15 protein-coding genes are annotated in these 15,559 nt (G+C 49.6%); 13 read left to right on the top strand and 2 right to left on the bottom strand.

The window, feature by feature from the left end:
* Positions 1-3 precede the first annotated feature (3 nt).
* From AB432_RS19520 to pyrE, 6 genes are read left to right on the top strand one after another with little or no spacing between them, the layout of a single operon-like run.
* Entirely contained in the window at positions 4-945 is a 942-nt protein-coding gene (locus AB432_RS19520; protein WP_048033695.1) for an aspartate carbamoyltransferase catalytic subunit, read from the top strand.
* Positions 912-2,192, top strand: a complete 1,281-nt coding sequence (locus AB432_RS19515; protein WP_048033694.1) for a dihydroorotase — start codon at positions 912-914, stop codon at positions 2,190-2,192. The genes AB432_RS19520 and AB432_RS19515 overlap by 34 nt, the downstream gene beginning before the upstream one ends.
* 55 nt (positions 2,193-2,247) lie before the next feature.
* Positions 2,248-3,345 carry a carbamoyl phosphate synthase small subunit gene (locus AB432_RS19510; RefSeq protein ID WP_048033693.1) on the top strand — a complete coding sequence of 366 codons (1,098 nt, stop codon included), beginning with the start codon at positions 2,248-2,250 and terminating at the stop codon, positions 3,343-3,345.
* A complete protein-coding gene (gene carB / locus AB432_RS19505) occupies positions 3,329-6,541 on the top strand; it encodes a carbamoyl-phosphate synthase large subunit (protein ID WP_048033692.1) in 3,213 nt (1,070 codons plus the stop codon). Before AB432_RS19510 ends, carB begins: the two co-directional genes overlap by 17 nt.
* Positions 6,542-6,556: 15 nt before the next feature.
* Positions 6,557-7,294: an orotidine-5'-phosphate decarboxylase gene (gene pyrF, locus AB432_RS19500; RefSeq protein ID WP_048033691.1), complete on the top strand. Its 738-nt coding sequence runs from the start codon at positions 6,557-6,559 to the stop codon at positions 7,292-7,294.
* A 27-nt stretch (positions 7,295-7,321) separates the two neighbouring features.
* Complete coding sequence (pyrE, locus tag AB432_RS19495; RefSeq protein ID WP_048033690.1) at positions 7,322-7,963, top strand: orotate phosphoribosyltransferase; 642 nt, start codon at positions 7,322-7,324, stop codon at positions 7,961-7,963.
* A 39-nt stretch (positions 7,964-8,002) separates the two neighbouring features.
* Here pyrE and AB432_RS19490 read toward each other — a convergent pair whose 3' ends face one another.
* Together AB432_RS19490 and AB432_RS19485 are read right to left on the bottom strand one after the other, a co-directional pair.
* Positions 8,003-9,091 (bottom strand): saccharopine dehydrogenase, encoded by a 1,089-nt coding sequence (locus AB432_RS19490; RefSeq protein ID WP_048033689.1) that lies wholly within the window; start codon positions 9,089-9,091, stop codon positions 8,003-8,005.
* 99 nt (positions 9,092-9,190) lie between these two features.
* Complete coding sequence (locus AB432_RS19485; RefSeq protein WP_048033688.1) at positions 9,191-9,508, bottom strand: ArsR/SmtB family transcription factor; 318 nt, start codon at positions 9,506-9,508, stop codon at positions 9,191-9,193.
* Between the two features lie 188 nt (positions 9,509-9,696).
* On the opposite strand from AB432_RS19485, the gene AB432_RS19480 reads away from it, so the two are divergent.
* The 7 genes from AB432_RS19480 (at position 9,697) to zwf (ending at position 15,535) form a co-directional block, all read left to right on the top strand.
* Positions 9,697-10,173, top strand: coding sequence for a GNAT family N-acetyltransferase (locus AB432_RS19480; RefSeq protein WP_048033687.1), 477 nt, complete (start codon positions 9,697-9,699; stop codon positions 10,171-10,173).
* Between the two features lie 54 nt (positions 10,174-10,227).
* Entirely contained in the window at positions 10,228-10,743 is a 516-nt protein-coding gene (locus AB432_RS19475; protein ID WP_048033686.1) for a phage tail protein, read from the top strand.
* Between the two features lie 27 nt (positions 10,744-10,770).
* On the top strand, positions 10,771-11,280 hold the full coding sequence (locus tag AB432_RS19470) for a phage tail protein (RefSeq protein WP_048033685.1): 510 nt from the start codon (positions 10,771-10,773) through the stop codon (positions 11,278-11,280).
* A gap of 15 nt (positions 11,281-11,295) precedes the next feature.
* Positions 11,296-11,820, top strand: a complete 525-nt coding sequence (locus AB432_RS19465; protein ID WP_048033684.1) for a phage tail protein — start codon at positions 11,296-11,298, stop codon at positions 11,818-11,820.
* Positions 11,821-12,003: 183 nt separating this feature from the next.
* Positions 12,004-13,182, top strand: a complete 1,179-nt coding sequence (locus tag AB432_RS19460; protein WP_048033683.1) for an ATP-binding protein — start codon at positions 12,004-12,006, stop codon at positions 13,180-13,182.
* 136 nt (positions 13,183-13,318) lie between these two features.
* Entirely contained in the window at positions 13,319-13,939 is a 621-nt protein-coding gene (gene kynB / locus AB432_RS19455; protein ID WP_048033682.1) for an arylformamidase, read from the top strand.
* 96 nt (positions 13,940-14,035) lie between these two features.
* Positions 14,036-15,535 carry a glucose-6-phosphate dehydrogenase gene (zwf, locus tag AB432_RS19450; protein ID WP_048033681.1) on the top strand — a complete coding sequence of 500 codons (1,500 nt, stop codon included), beginning with the start codon at positions 14,036-14,038 and terminating at the stop codon, positions 15,533-15,535.
* Positions 15,536-15,559: the final 24 nt, after the last annotated feature.

Here is a 15,559-nt window from a genome sequence, read left to right as displayed (position 1 = left end):
ATGATGAAAAATGTAGCGCACCTGATTGGCCTCAAAGACTTATCGAAAGAACAGATCATCCAGCTCCTCGAGCGAGCAGAGTATTGGGCTGCCAGACCAACTGAGCAAGCGGATATCCTGCGCGGACGGTTTGTCGCGAATCTGTTCTTCGAGGCCAGCACCAGAACTCGCTTCTCTTTTGAAGTAGCACAAAAGCGACTGGGCGCACATGTTTTGAACTTCATACCGGAAACCTCCTCTACCGTAAAAGGCGAAACGGTCTATGACACGATCCGCACCTTGGAAGCAATGGGCGTGGAAGCAGCCGTGATCCGCACCAAGAAGGAAGGCCTGCTGCAAGAGTTAGCTGAAAGCGTAGACCTGAAGCTGATCAACGCAGGGGATGGAACGAATGAGCACCCGACTCAATGCCTGCTCGATCTTTTGACCATGAAAAGGCAGTTTGGCAAGCTCTCTGGTCTCACGGTAGCGATCATCGGAGACCTGCGCCACAGCCGTGTGCTTGGTTCTCACCTGCATGCGTTGCCGAAGCTCGGCGTGAATCTGCTGCTCTCAGGCCCAGCTACGATGATGCCAGCACATATCCCGCAAGGTGTCAAAATCGTGGAAATGGAAGAAGCGGTTCAAACCGCAGATGTGGTCATGATGCTGCGTGTGCAGCTGGAGCGCCATGCGGAGTCCCTCTACTTATCGAAGGAAGAGTACCACAAGGCACACGGGCTCACTCTGGAAAGAGCCAAAATGATGAAGTCCGGCGCAGTTATCATGCATCCGGCACCCGTCAATCGCGGGGTTGAGATTCATACCGATTTGGTAGAATGCGAAACGTCCTTGATCCAAACCCAAGTGACCAACGGAGTCGCAGCAAGAATGGCAGTTCTAGAAACTCTTTTGAAAGGGAGCGAAATGACATGGGAATCATCCTTGGCAACGGCAACGTACTAAATCAGGCGGGGGAACTCACCCCGATGGAAATATTGGTGGAAAAGGGAAGAATCACAGCGATGGGGGAAACGCTCGATCGCGAGGGGCATGAATGGATCGATTGCCATGGCGGTATGATTAGCGCGGGTCTCATCGATGTCCACGTACATCTGCGTGAGCCAGGCTTTGAACATAAAGAAACGATCGAAACAGGGGCAAAAGCAGCGGTACAAGGCGGGTTTACAACAATAGCATGCATGCCGAACACACGACCTTCCATCGACAGTGTCGAGACAGTGATCTACATTTTGGACAAAGCGAGCGAGGCTGGTATGGCGCGCGTGATCCCGTATGGTGCGATCACTGTTCGCCAATTGGGAAAAGAACTGACGGATTTCGCTGGGTTAAAAGAAGCAGGAATCTTCGCGCTGACAGATGATGGTGTGGGTGTGCAATCAACAGCGATGATGAAAACGGCCATGCAAAAAGCAGCAGAGCTCGGTATCGCAATTGTCGCTCACTGTGAAGACGAAGACCTGTTGATCCCGGGAGCAGCTTTGCATGACGGGGTGGTAGCAGCTCGACACGGTCTCCCTGGAATTCCTTCTGAGTCAGAATCCATCCATGTTGGTCGCGATATCTTGCTGGCAGAACAGACAGGTGTGCACTACCACGTATGCCACATCAGCGCGAAAGAGTCGGTGCGTCTGGTACGAGACGGGAAACGCGCTGGCGTAAATGTAACGTGTGAAGTCAGTCCGCACCACCTCTTGCTGTGCGATGAGGATATCCCGGACAATCTGGATACGAATTGGAAAATGAACCCGCCGCTGCGCTCTCGAGAGGATCGCGCTGCACTGATTGCGGGATTGAAAGACGGCACCATCGATATGATCGCCACAGACCATGCTCCACACACCCAAGAGGAAAAAGCAAACGGGATAAACCGCGCACCATTCGGAATCGTCGGATTGGAGACAGCATTCCCGCTCCTCTACACAAATCTCGTTCAAACGGGAGAGCTGACCTTGAAGAAGCTGGTTGAACTATTGACCGTGAAGCCAGCAGAAGCATTCAAACTGCCATACGGACGCCTGGAAGTAGGCGCACCAGCAGACCTGACTGTGATTGATCTGGAAACGGAAAAAACAATTGACCCAAGCACATTCGCAAGTAAAGGAATCAACACACCATTTGCAGGCTGGGCATGCAAAGGCTGGCCGACCCTGACGCTGGTAGATGGGAAGATCGTATATCAAAACGTGTAAAAACGACTGACAGACAAGACAAAAGTTTTTACACGACAATGGAGGAGGAGCATAGATGCGTGCAAGATTGATCTTGGAAGACGGAACAGAATTTATCGGGACGGCATTTGGAGCGACAAAGGAGTCCTACGGGGAAGTGGTTTTCAATACAGGGCTGACTGGCTATCAGGAGGTTTTGTCCGACCCATCCTACTGCGGACAGATTGTCACCATGACATACCCGCTGATCGGAAATTACGGGATCAATCGAGACGACTTTGAAGCTGTTCGTCCATACATTCACGGCTTCGTTGTTCGCGAGCATTGCGAAGCACCGAGCAACTGGCGCAATACGAACACACTCGATGAACTGCTGAAAACATACGACATCCCGGGGATTGCGGGAGTCGACACTCGAATGCTGACGAGAAAAATCCGTTACCACGGCACGATGAAGGGTATGATTACAACCAGTGAAGCCCCATTGACTGAATTGGTTGCTGCCCTAAACGGCACGACATTGATGACAGACCAAGTATCACGCGTTTCTACGAAAAGCGTCTTTAGCTGTCCAGGAACAGGTCATCGGGTAGTGCTGGTAGACTTCGGAGCCAAGCACGGGATTTTGCGCGAGTTGACCAAGCGCAACTGCGACGTAGTCGTCGTGCCTTACAATGTGACAGCAGAAGAAATTCGCCGCATTCAGCCGGACGGGATACTCTTGTCCAATGGCCCTGGGGACCCGAAGGACGTACCGCAAGCCGTCGAGATGATTCGCGAAATCTTGGGTGAATATCCTCTGTTCGGAATTTGCCTCGGTCACCAGTTGTTTGCACTAGCATCTGGCGCTGACACGACGAAAATGAAATTCGGACACCGTGGCGGCAACCATCCGGTAAAAGAGCTGCCAACCGGACGCACATATATCACATCCCAGAACCACAGCTATGCAGTCAAAGAAGACTCACTGGCAAGCACGGAACTGGAAGTTACACATATCGCACTGAATGATGGCACCGTCGAAGGTGTACGTCATGCAGCGAAGAATGCATTCTCAGTACAGTACCATCCAGAAGCAGCTCCAGGACCGTATGATTCCGGCTACCTGTTCGACCAGTTTCTTGCGATGATGGAAACCGCTAAGGAGGAAAAAACTCATGCCAAAACAAGATAATCTGAAAAAAATCCTCGTAATCGGCTCTGGACCTATCGTCATCGGGCAGGCTGCAGAATTTGACTATGCAGGCACGCAAGCATGTGAAGCGTTAAAAGAAGAGGGCATGGAGGTAGTGCTGATCAACTCCAACCCGGCGACTATCATGACCGATACTAACATGGCGGACAAAGTGTATATCGAACCGATCACACCTGAATTCGTAGCGCGAGTCATTCGCCAAGAGAAGCCGGATGGACTACTGCCTACGCTTGGGGGTCAAACAGGTTTGAACATGGCTGTTGCCCTCTCAGAAGCAGGCGTTCTCGAGCAAGAAAATGTAAAGCTGCTCGGTACCAAGCTGGAATCGATCAAGCAAGCAGAAGACCGCGACCTGTTCCGCTCCCTCATGAATGAGCTGGGCGAGCCAGTACCTGAATCAGTCATCGTGAGCACGGTAGAAGAAGCTGTCGATTTTGCAAACGAAATCGGTTATCCCATCATCGTTCGTCCTGCCTACACCTTGGGTGGTACAGGCGGCGGAATTTGTGATGATGAAGAAACCCTCCGCGAGATCGTCGCAAGCGGATTGAAATACTCCCCGATTACGCAATGCTTGATCGAGAAAAGCATTGCTGGTATGAAAGAAATCGAGTACGAAGTGATGCGGGATGCCAACGATAACTGCATCGTCGTCTGCAACATGGAAAACATCGACCCAGTCGGCGTGCATACAGGTGACTCCATCGTAGTAGCGCCTAGCCAAACACTGGCTGATCGCGAGTATCAAATGCTGCGCACATCCGCACTGAACATCATCCGGGCGCTCGGTATCGAGGGTGGCTGCAACGTACAATACGCACTCGACCCGCACAGCTTCCAGTACTACGTGATCGAAGTGAACCCGCGTGTGAGCCGCTCTTCTGCACTGGCTTCCAAGGCAACTGGCTATCCAATCGCAAAAATGGCAGCAAAAATCGCAATCGGCTACACGTTGGATGAACTGAAAAATCCGGTGACAGGCCAAACATACGCATGCTTCGAGCCAACACTGGACTACATCGTCAGCAAAATCCCACGCTGGCCGTTCGACAAGTTCCAATCCGCGAACCGCAAGCTCGGTACGCAAATGAAGGCAACTGGAGAAGTCATGGCGATCGGTCGGACTTTTGAAGAATCGATCATGAAAGCCATCCGTTCCTTGGAAATCGGCAGCTATCACATCGAGATCAAGGGAGCAGACGAAATCAGCGAGGAAGATTTGAAAGCACGACTGGTGCACGCGGATGACGAACGCCTCTTCCTGCTGGCAGAAGCACTGCGCCGTGGCTGGACGATCGAACAACTGCACAACCTGACCAAGATCGATCTGTTCTTCCTGCACAAGTTCCATAAAATGATTGCCTTTGAAGCGGAACTGGCAAAAGGCTTGACGAGCGAAAAGCTGTACGAAGCAAAACGCATGGGCTTCACGGACCGCAAAATTGCCGAGCTATGCGGTGAGACAGAAGAAGCGGTATACGCAATGCGCATGGAAAAAGGCTTTGTACCTGTATATAAAATGGTAGATACTTGCGCGGCAGAATTCGAAGCGCAAACACCGTACTACTACTCCGCGTATGAAGTAGAAGACGAGCGCATCGAGACTGGCAAGAAGCGCGTGGTCGTGCTGGGCTCCGGACCAATCCGCATCGGTCAAGGCATCGAGTTTGACTATGCGACTGTCCACGCTGTCTGGGCACTGAGAGAAGCGGGCTATGAGGCAGTGATCATCAACAACAACCCGGAGACCGTTTCTACAGACTTCAACACTTCTGATCGCCTGTACTTCGAGCCACTGTACATCGAAGACGTCATGAACATTCTCGATGTGGAAAAACCAGAGGGTGTCATCGTACAATTCGGCGGGCAAACCGCGATCAACCTGGCTGACAAGCTGGCTGCACGCGGAATCAAAATCTTGGGTACGAGTCTGGAAAACATCGACGCAGCGGAAAATCGTGAGAAGTTCGAAGCGCTGCTGCGCGAGCTGGATATCGCCCAACCACCAGGCAAAACGGTTACGTCAGTCGAGCAGGCAGTCGTGGCAGCAGAAGGTCTTGGCTTCCCGGTACTGGTTCGCCCTTCCTACGTACTTGGAGGACGCGCGATGGAAATCGTCTACAACCAGTCCGAGCTGTTAGAGTACATGGAAAAAGCGGTGAAGGTAAATCCTGATCACCCTGTACTGGTAGACCGTTACATGGTCGGAGTAGAAGCGGAAGTCGATGCGATCTGCGACGGCGAAAACGTCCTGATTCCAGGCATTATGGAGCATATCGAACGCGCAGGGGTGCACTCCGGTGACTCTATCGCTGTATATCCTCCGCAATCCTTGTCCCAAGCGATCAAGGATGAGCTGATCGACATGACGACGAAGCTGGCGCGTGCCCTGCAAATCAAAGGCTTGCTCAACATCCAGTTCGTCATCTATAAAGACCGCCCATACGTAATCGAGGTCAATCCGCGTTCGTCCCGTACGGTGCCATTCCTCTCCAAAGTTACGGGGATTCCAATGGCGAACATCGCAACGAAAGCGATCCTTGGTCACTCTATCATCGATCAAGGCTTTACACCGGGCTACCATCCAGAGGAGTCGATGGTTTCTGTCAAAGTACCAGTCTTCTCCTTCGCAAAGCTGCGCCGTGTCGATATTACGCTCGGCCCTGAAATGAAATCGACCGGAGAAGTCATGGGACGCGAGAGCACACTGGCAAAAGCGTTGTACAAAGGCTTGGTTGCAGCAGGCATGAATATCCCGACACAAGGCACCTTGCTCGTGACAGTTGCTGATAAAGACAAGGAAGAAGCGCTAGACATCGTGAAACGCTTCCGCCACCTCGGCTTCAAGCTAATGGCGACCGCAGGCACAGCCGATTATTTGGAGCAAGCGGGACTGCAAGTCACACGTGTAAGCAAATTGTCCGAAGGCACGCCAAACCTGTTGGATGTCATCCATACAGGCGAAGCGAACATCGTGCTCAATACACTGACAAAAGGCAAAACACCGCAACGCGACGGCTTCCGCATTCGTCGGGAAGCAGTAGAGAACGGCGCCGTATGCTTGACTTCACTCGATACAGCTTCCGCTCTCCTGCACGTACTGGAGACGATCACATTCTCTACAGAAGCAATGCCAGCCCAGCGTGCTGGTGCCAAAGTGGCAGTAACCGTATAAAAGGGGGAGAGTAGCGTGCAACAACAACTTACCGATATTCGCGAACGCATGATTGTTGCGCTCGACTTTTCCACACTGGATGAAGTCAAGAAGTGCATCGAGCCTTTAGCGGGGCATATCCGCTATGTAAAAGTGGGGATGGAGCTCGCTTACGCAGAAGGGCCAGCGATCGTTTCCTTTCTGAAGGAAAAAGGACTTAGCGTGTTCCTCGACTTGAAGGTTCATGATATTCCTAATACAGCGAAAGGCGCAATGAAAAGCCTGGCGCGTCTGGGAGCAGACATGGTAAACGTTCATGCGGCAGGCGGGGTATCCATGATGGCAGCAGCGAGAGAAGGTTTGGAGCAAGGGACAGCGGCAGGTGCTGCTCGTCCCCTCCTGATCGGTGTGACGATGCTGACATCCACTGGTTTGCAAACGATGAATCAAGAATTGGCGATTCCAGGTGCGGTAGAAGATGTTGTGGTGCACTATGCACGGATGACCAAGCAAGCTGGTTTGGATGGGGTCGTTGCTTCTCCACTTGAAGTACCGATGATCAAAAAAGCTGCTGGAGACGCTTTCGTAACCGTAACGCCAGGAATTCGTCCACTGGGAGCAGATCAAGGCGATCAGACGCGTATCACGACGCCAGAACAGGCATTCCGCTTGGGCAGTGATTACCTCGTGATCGGACGCGCCATTACGGGTGCAAAAGATCCGGTCGGGGTTTGGCAAAGTATCGTCGCAGCAGTGGAAAAAGATCGTTCGTAAAGTAGCCAGCTGGAGGGAATAAGGGAAATGACGACAATGACAACCGCTAAACAAATTGCAGCGAATCTTCTCGAAATCGGGGCAGTTCATCTGCGACCGGAGCAACCTTTTACATGGACGTCCGGGATCAAATCCCCGATCTACTGCGACAACCGGATCACGATGTCCTATCCGCATGTGCGCCGTGCCATTGCGAAAGCATTTGCCGATTTGATCAAGGAGCAGTACCCAGATGCGCAAGTCGTGGCGGGAACAGCGACTGCTGGTATTCCACATGCTGCCTGGGTGGCAGAGCTGCTTGATCTGCCTATGATCTACGTACGGGACAAGGCAAAAGGCCACGGTCGCCAAAATCAGATTGAGGGCGCATTAGCGGCTGGTCAAAAGGTAGTCGTGATTGAAGACCTGATTTCTACAGGAGGCAGCTCCTTGAAAGCAGCGCAAGCGGTGCAGGCTGATGGTGGAGAGGTACTTGGGGTCGTAGCCATTTTCAGCTACCAATTCCCGGATGCCCAAGCCTTGTTTGAGGAAGCAGGTATTCCTTGCTCCACCATATCGAATTACACAGCACTTTTGGAAGTAGCTTCAGAGCAAGGGGTTATTACGAGCGAACAGGAAAAAGTATTGGGCGAATGGCGGAAATCCCCGCGAACTTTTTTTGAAGCATAAGTGATACATGATGAAGAGTAGGGCGGCGGTCAGATCGTCCTACTCTTTTTTTGTTTCGTCGTGGATCACAATCTGGACCCCTTCGGATCGATAAAACTGGAGGATATCGTCGGCAGTCATTTCGAAATGGCCGAAATCCTCTGGAAACAGAATGCCGGGCACAACAGTTGCGTTTTCGCTTTGCCGAAGGATTGATTGTGCAAAAATGGCAGCTCCCAAAGCGGTCAGATGAGTCTGCCCTTTTGGATCAGTAATCTCGACTTGGCGTTTCACTTTTACGCCATGCAGATTGCGCCCATTTATTTGGATGACAACATGGTGAGGAGATCCTGCTCCTGGATTGTACAGTATTTTTTGACGTGTGCGCTTGCCGAGCAGATTCCATATCCGGCTTTTTACCAATGAAACGAGGGCAAAAGTAGACAGTTTATGGTCGAAGGCGATGCGAAAATCAGCGGTAGTTACGTTTTGGGCTTTCACGAGCGTCATGTGATCAGGTGTGTCAAGACGATAGCATTTCGTATGAAACCCATTGGGAAAGGTCACGGCTACCGGATCTGACATGGGTGTCACTTCTTTTACGCCAGTGGGTGTGGTGACAGTAAAAGGGATCGTCATTCGATCCATATAGTCGGTGGAATCTGGACCTGCTTTGTCTTGCATGGAATAAAGGGCGTGAAGATGTATCTGGACATCTTGCAGGGTAGCTGTATGTATGCTTGCGAGAAGCGCTACAGTTCCCCCCATCCAACCTGAGGCGAGAGTGACTGGAGAGCCAAGGTTCTCATTCTTCAAGCGTTCGATCGATCGTGAAAATCGTTCTGTCCAACGTGTGACGTCAATCAGAGGAATCTGTCGGCGAACAGCAGCAAGTAGCAGTGTGTCATCAGGATCATTTACTGCACTAATGATCAAGGTCAAATCATCCGGAGCATGGGCGAGAGGATCGGATTTGGAGATGTCCAGAAGGAAAGGCTTTAGCCGAGTGGACGCAAAAGGCAAAGGCTTTCCCGCAGACCTTCCTCCCAGCAATAATTCGAGAGTAGGGTGACGATCATGCAGGATCTTGGCAATTTGGCTCCCAACTGTTCCGTAGCCACCGACAATGAAAACTTTGGTAAGATTCATGAAAATCGCCCCTTTGATTAAATGTTTATTCGTTTAAGTTTATTAACGTATAGGTGTGAAAAACAGGGACACACTGTCCCTTTTCGTGACGGTTCAAATTCAGTTGCACTCTTCCTCGACGAAAGTCACCAATTGCTTGAAAAGCCTGATCGCTTCTGTAATTTCAAGCCGATAAAACATCTCTGTTCCTTTCTTTTGAACGTTTACCAGGCCCGCTTGTTTTAATATTTTCAAGTGATGAGACACCGTAGGTCTAGACATGGGAATATGCTCGGCAATTTGTGTTACATTCATGCTTTCCTTGTCGAGGAGAAGAGCTACGATTTGCTGCCGAATCGGATCACCCAAGCCTTGGAAGTATGGACTTAACTCCATAAATAGTTGAATCGCTTTTTCATTGCAGGTTGGATTCGTCATTGCACACTCCGTTAATAAACTTAATCATTTAAACCAAAGTATATGGGTTCTTCCTTATTTTTGCAAGCGATAAAAGAGCTAACTTTAGTTAGTGTCAGAAGGAATTTGGCTAATGATATCATGATTTATGATTGCTATTTAATCAGGCAGGATATCAGAAAAGTACAGCGATTGCTGCAAGGAGGATTATGGTACATACCAGACCTTTTGAACACGAGCAAGACGAAGCATTTATTTGGGAATTGTACTGTTCTACGAGAATCGAAGAAATGGCACTTTGGGGTTGGAGTGAGTCGGACAAGCTTGCTTTTTTACAGTCGCAGTATGCCATGCAGCAGCAATCTTACCAAATGCAGTTTCCCGCTCAAAATCATCAAATCATTCTCCGATCCGGGCAGCCTATCGGTCGTTTGATCACGGATGCGAGCGGAGATGCACTGCATCTTGTTGATCTTTCTTTGCTGCCTGCTTATCGGGGACAGGGTGTTGGTTCTAGTATTATTGGCGATCTGCAAAAAGAGGCTCAAGCTTTCCAATTACCGATCCGTTTACGTGTTTTACAAGGGAATCCCGCCTTTCGATTATATGAACGACTTCATTTCATCGTGACAGACTCAACGGGGCTGTACATCCAAATGGAATGGCAGCCAGTTCTGCAAAAATGACCTATCTGTTCGTTCGACAACGGAAATTACCACTTTATATAAGGAGGAAGCAACATGGCAGAGCCATTTCTTGGAGAAATCAGGATGTTTGGAGGAGATTATGCACCACAAGGATGGGCATTATGCGAAGGACAGATTTTATCTATTTCGGAATACGACACGTTGTTTCAATTGATTGGAACCACATATGGCGGGGATGGACAAACGACTTTTGCGTTGCCTGATTTACGGGGACGTATCCCGCTTAATCAAGGGAAAAATCCGAGTACAGGAACTACCTACGTGATGGGTGAAAAAAATGGTGTAGAATCCGTCACCTTAACCGTTTCACAATTGCCTGCGCATACGCATACGGTCCATGCATCATCGCAGCCAGGAACGCAGAACAGCCCTGCCAATGCTGTATGGGCAAAGAATACGCAGCTTTATTCAACAAATACACCTGATGGATTGATGAACGCGTCCAGCTTGAGTACTGTAGGTGGAAATCAACCGCACAGTAACCTGATGCCGTTTACGGTTATTAATTTCATCATTGCCCTGTATGGGATCTATCCGCAACAAAATTAATATGCCAATCGAACAGGAGGATTTTACATGGAACCATTTCTTGGAGAAATTCGATTTTTTCCCTTTCCATTTGCGCCACAGGGTTGGGCTTTGTGTAATGGTGCGGTGTTGCCTATCAGCAGAAACCAGGCACTGTTTTCCTTGTTAGGAGTTGTTTATGGAGGGGACGGGAAAAACACGTTTGCTTTGCCAGATTTAAGAGGACGTGTCCCCGTTCATAAAAACAATCAACAGGATCGTCCAATCGTACCGCTTGGGATGTCAGCCGGAGAAGAAACGCATGTATTAACAACAAACGAGATACCTGCCCATACCCATACGGCTACTGGATCGAATGCAGTTGCCAGTGAAAAAACTAGCGCTGGGAACTACTGGGCGCAAGCATCCACCACAACCTATGGGACAACCCCTGATACGACGATGAGTGAGAGCGCGTTGCAAACGGTAGGAAACAGTGCACCTCATACGAATATGCAGCCGTATTTCGTCGGGAATTTTTGCATCGCGATTCAAGGGATTTACCCGTCAAGAAACTAGAGGAGGCACTCTCATATGGATCCGTATATTGGAGAAATTCGTATCTTCGCTGGCAACTTCCCGCCAAGGGACTGGGCTTTTTGTGATGGACAATTGCTTACGATCCCTTCCAATCCTGTTTTGTATTCGATATTGGGTACAAAGTATGGCGGAGATGGCAAGACCACATTTGCACTTCCTAATTTAAGAGGAACAGCCCCGATGAACCAGGGGGCAGGACCTGGCTTGACACCGCGTACGGCAGGTCAGACAGATGGCGCTGCCAATATAACACTGCTGCAAAACGAAATTCCGGTGCATACGCATGTTCCAAATGCGTGCTCAACGCCTACAGGGGATACGCCAACAGGGGCGAGTTGGTCATCCACTGGTGGCCGGGGAGGTATCATTCCTTACTCCAGTACGAGTGATGGGACACCGCTTAGCCCGCAAGCAATTGGAACCACAGGCGGGACTCAGCCTCATAATAATATGCAACCTTATCTCGGACTCTCGTTCATCATTTGTGTGGAAGGCGGAGCTTTTCCGTCGAGAGGATAGAGACTGTATCTTGGACGCCCGCTGCTGTGTAGCAGAAGGCGTCTTTTTTGAATGACGGTCACAGCTCTTCTTCCATCTTTTCCTACTTTTCGTATTCTTCTTGCGAGATATATGCATTATAATGGATATGTCCGTGATACTAAACGATCGCTTGGAGCAGAACGATCGCAGAGGATGAAGCAGATGACGAAGATAGAAATACTGAAAAGCATGTTGACGAGCGACCAACGCAACGCGCCAGTATGGCTGTTATTAGGATTAGAGCATGCTGAGCAAGGGGATCGTACGGAGGCTTTACAGGCATTTACGCAGGCTCTTGCCTATGGAAATGAATCGATGAAGGAAAAAATTGTGATCGAACTCAACAAGCTACAAAAGGAATCCCCATATTCGCGGACGTTAAAAGGGATCAATCAGAAGGATTCCTCTACATACACTACGATGTTTTCACCTAAGATACGCGTCATAGAAGGGGGCAAAGGAAAGACCACCGCGAAATCGGTTCAACTCGTTGAGAAAACGGCGGGCTTTGGAATGGTCGGCGGGCTTGTACGAGTAAAAGAGGCAATTTTTCAAAGACTTCTACATCCTATTTCGCAACGGTTGCCTCAAAAGAAAAGTACCATATTACTTTACGGACCATCGGGATGCGGAAAATCTTTGCTGGCAAAAGCAACCGCAGAAGAATGCCAGGCTCATTTTTTCTCCATGGCGATCACAGGCGGTCGAAGTATGTATACGCCGTCAAACAGGCAGTTCAACATCCATGACTTACTGGCAACAACCCCTGCCAATAAACCGTTTCTGTTCTTTTTAGATGAACTGGACGCTTCCAGCCATTACGAAGAGCATGCGAACTCCTCTAACAGACAGGGGTTCGATTCCAAATGGCTTCAGCAGATAGCGGAGGCAGGCGAGTACGACGAACGATTTGTCCTGATGGGTGCAACCAACGTCCCGTGGGAATTGGAGCCATCCATGCTCCGAGCAGCCGGCTTTGATCACTGGATTTTTGTCGGACCGCCAGATCGGCAAGCACGGGAGGATATTTTTCGCTTAAAACTGGAGGGCCGTCCCACTGAGATGCTCGATTATGGGCAATTAGCAGGATGGACAGAGTTTTATTCGGGGGCAGACATTGAATATGTAGTGGAGCTCGCAACGGAGCAGGTATGGCATGATATTGTAACAAAAGGGGTCGATCGCCCGATTCAGATGAGCGATCTACGGGAGGCCATTGCAGCTACCTATCCAACAACCATTGAGTGGTTGAGGACTTTGAAAGAACATTTGAAACAAGTGGATTACCATGGGATTTATGATGAAGTGTGGGACTACCTGTCTCTTCATACTAGGATCTGAATCAACGAAAAGACTGTCAGCTCTCTATCAAGCTGCGGTCTTTTTTTGGTAAAAATGTTAGAATATTGACTCAATATAGTCTTTTCTGTACGCTGAGTATAGGTATGAACAGTTGCTGGAAGGTGGAGGATACATGATGAAAATAATAGATATATCCCGTCCGCTCATGGCAGGTATGCCGACCTGGCCAGGGGACACTCCCTTTCACTATGTCGTAAACTGGCCCAAAGCGGAGAGCGGATCGGTCAATGTCGGTAAAGTAACAATGAGTGTTCACACAGGCACCCATGTGGATGCTCCGTTTCACTTCGATGACGTTGGCCGAAAAATAGCTGAATTGCCTTTGGACTTGTATATCGGAGAGACAAGAGTAGTAGAGCTTACTGGACGTTCCAGCATTGGCCCAGAAGATTTTGCCCAGGTTGATCTGGAGGGGGTGGAACGTTTGCTGCTCAAAACATTATCATGGAGCGACCCCAATCAGTTTCCGTCATCCATCTGTCATCTGCGAGCGGATTTGCCAGCGTTCCTCGCCCAAAAAGGCATTCGGTTGATCGGAGTGGATGTCCCATCTGTCGATCCGTTGGACAGCAAGGAACTGGCCGCTCATCACGGACTTCACAAGCATGAAATTCATATTTTGGAGGGGCTCCTGCTCGATCATGTCGAACCGGGTGATTACGAATTGATCGCACTGCCACTGCTTTTGATGGAAGCAGATGGAAGTCCGGTACGTGCAATCTTGCGTCGTTCTTAAGGCTGCATATTGATAAAGCAGTGATTTTCTCGAATAATAACAGTGTACCACTATAACCATCATCACGGCGTAGGTAGGAAGGGAATGAAAAAGTAGATGGAAGCGATGACCTTTGTCCTTTTTGGCGCGACAGGAGATTTAGCCAAACGCAAAATTTTCCCTGCGCTGTTTAACTTATATGTAGATCAAAAATTGCCTGCTGCCTTTTCGATTATCGGTGTGGGGAGAAGGGTCTGGTCTGATAACGAATTTCAGGAATCTGTTCGTCAGTCTGTCCATGAGTTTTCTCGTCGTGCCCAGATTGATTCCCGCGAGCTAGACGTTTTCTTGTCTGCTTGTTGCTATGCGGAAGTAGATGTCATGGAACCACGTGCTTATGTAACGTTACATGATCTGGTCCTGAAAAAAGAGCAAGAGCTGCAGATCCCGCAAAACCGGATGTTTTACTTGTCAGTAGCCCCGCAATTTTTCGAGGGAATTGCTACCAATGTCAAGGCCAGCGGATTGGGCTCAACGACAGGCTGGAAGCGTCTGATCATTGAAAAACCGTTTGGACATGATTTGCAATCAGCGAAAGAATTGAATGAAAAGCTGGGGAAAGCATTTTCGGAAGAAGAAATTTATCGCATTGACCATTACTTGGGAAAACCGATGGTTCAAAACCTCGAGGCTCTCGAATTTGCGAATCCGGTCTTCCAGGCTCTCTGGAATAATCAGTACATCGCAAACGTACAAATTACGGCGAATGAAACGGTCGGCGTTGAGGATCGGGCTGGATATTACGAGCCAGCCGGGGCACTGCGCGACATGCTTCAAAATCACATGCTCCAAATGCTCATGATCTTCGCTATGCAGCTTCCGAAGCGAATCACGTCCGCCCATATCAGAGAAGAAAAGCGCAAGGTGATGGCAGCCGTGCGTCCGATGATGAAAGAAGAAGTCCACACACACGTTATTCGCGGTCAGTATAGCGCAGGACATATTCATGGGACGCCTGTGGCTGGCTACAGGGACGAGCCTGGTGTCGATCCCGTTTCGATGACAGAAACGTATATTGCCACGCGTGTCTGGATTGATGATCCGTTTTGGAAAGGGGTACCTTTTTATATTCGCACGGGGAAAAGACTGCAAGAGAAATCAACCAGGATCGTCATTGAGTTTAAAAATCCTCACAAAAAGCTATATCAGGAACAAAATGAAACGCCAGCGCCTAATTTGTTGATCATCAGCGTGAATCCGAACGAAGGTATTGCTTTGCAGGTAAATAGTAAGAATCCGACAAATAGCGGTAAGATTGAACCGGTGACGGTAGATTTCAGTGCAGGGACAAAAGACGTACCAGAAGCGTACGAGCTGCTCTTGGTCGATGCACTCCGAGGGGATTCCACTTACTTTGCGCATTGGGATGAGGTCCGGCTGTCATGGGAGTGGGTGACACCGATTTTGGAAGCCTTTGCGGAAAATTCGGTGCCGCTCTTTACGTACGAAGCTGGCTCATTCGGACCGAAGGCCGCAGAGCAATTGCTTGCAGCAGACGGATTCGTGTGGTGGCTGGATAAGGTCGAGGAACGAATACCGGTCACTGCAACGAGATAGAAAAAAGAAAAGGGAGCGGATGAG

The organism is Brevibacillus brevis, from assembly GCF_001039275.2.
GTDB classification, from domain to species: domain Bacteria; phylum Bacillota; class Bacilli; order Brevibacillales; family Brevibacillaceae; genus Brevibacillus; species Brevibacillus brevis_C.
The sequence above is the reverse complement of the archived record's forward strand: the minus strand, read 5'-3'. Positions and strand labels throughout refer to the sequence as shown.

Coding starts and splice junctions, on each gene's coding strand:
- AB432_RS19520 (WP_048033695.1), top strand. CDS start 4: ATGAAAAATGTAGCGCACCTGATTGGCCTCAAAGACTTATCGAAAGAA.
- AB432_RS19515 (WP_048033694.1), top strand. CDS start 912: ATGGGAATCATCCTTGGCAACGGCAACGTACTAAATCAGGCGGGGGAA.
- AB432_RS19510 (WP_048033693.1), top strand. CDS start 2,248: ATGCGTGCAAGATTGATCTTGGAAGACGGAACAGAATTTATCGGGACG.
- carB (WP_048033692.1), top strand. CDS start 3,329: ATGCCAAAACAAGATAATCTGAAAAAAATCCTCGTAATCGGCTCTGGA.
- pyrE (WP_048033690.1), top strand. CDS start 7,322: ATGACGACAATGACAACCGCTAAACAAATTGCAGCGAATCTTCTCGAA.
- AB432_RS19490 (WP_048033689.1), bottom strand. CDS start 9,091: ATGAATCTTACCAAAGTTTTCATTGTCGGTGGCTACGGAACAGTTGGG.
- AB432_RS19485 (WP_048033688.1), bottom strand. CDS start 9,508: ATGACGAATCCAACCTGCAATGAAAAAGCGATTCAACTATTTATGGAG.
- AB432_RS19480 (WP_048033687.1), top strand. CDS start 9,697: ATGGTACATACCAGACCTTTTGAACACGAGCAAGACGAAGCATTTATT.
- AB432_RS19475 (WP_048033686.1), top strand. CDS start 10,228: ATGGCAGAGCCATTTCTTGGAGAAATCAGGATGTTTGGAGGAGATTAT.
- AB432_RS19470 (WP_048033685.1), top strand. CDS start 10,771: ATGGAACCATTTCTTGGAGAAATTCGATTTTTTCCCTTTCCATTTGCG.
- AB432_RS19465 (WP_048033684.1), top strand. CDS start 11,296: ATGGATCCGTATATTGGAGAAATTCGTATCTTCGCTGGCAACTTCCCG.
- AB432_RS19460 (WP_048033683.1), top strand. CDS start 12,004: ATGACGAAGATAGAAATACTGAAAAGCATGTTGACGAGCGACCAACGC.
- kynB (WP_048033682.1), top strand. CDS start 13,319: ATGAAAATAATAGATATATCCCGTCCGCTCATGGCAGGTATGCCGACC.
- zwf (WP_048033681.1), top strand. CDS start 14,036: ATGGAAGCGATGACCTTTGTCCTTTTTGGCGCGACAGGAGATTTAGCC.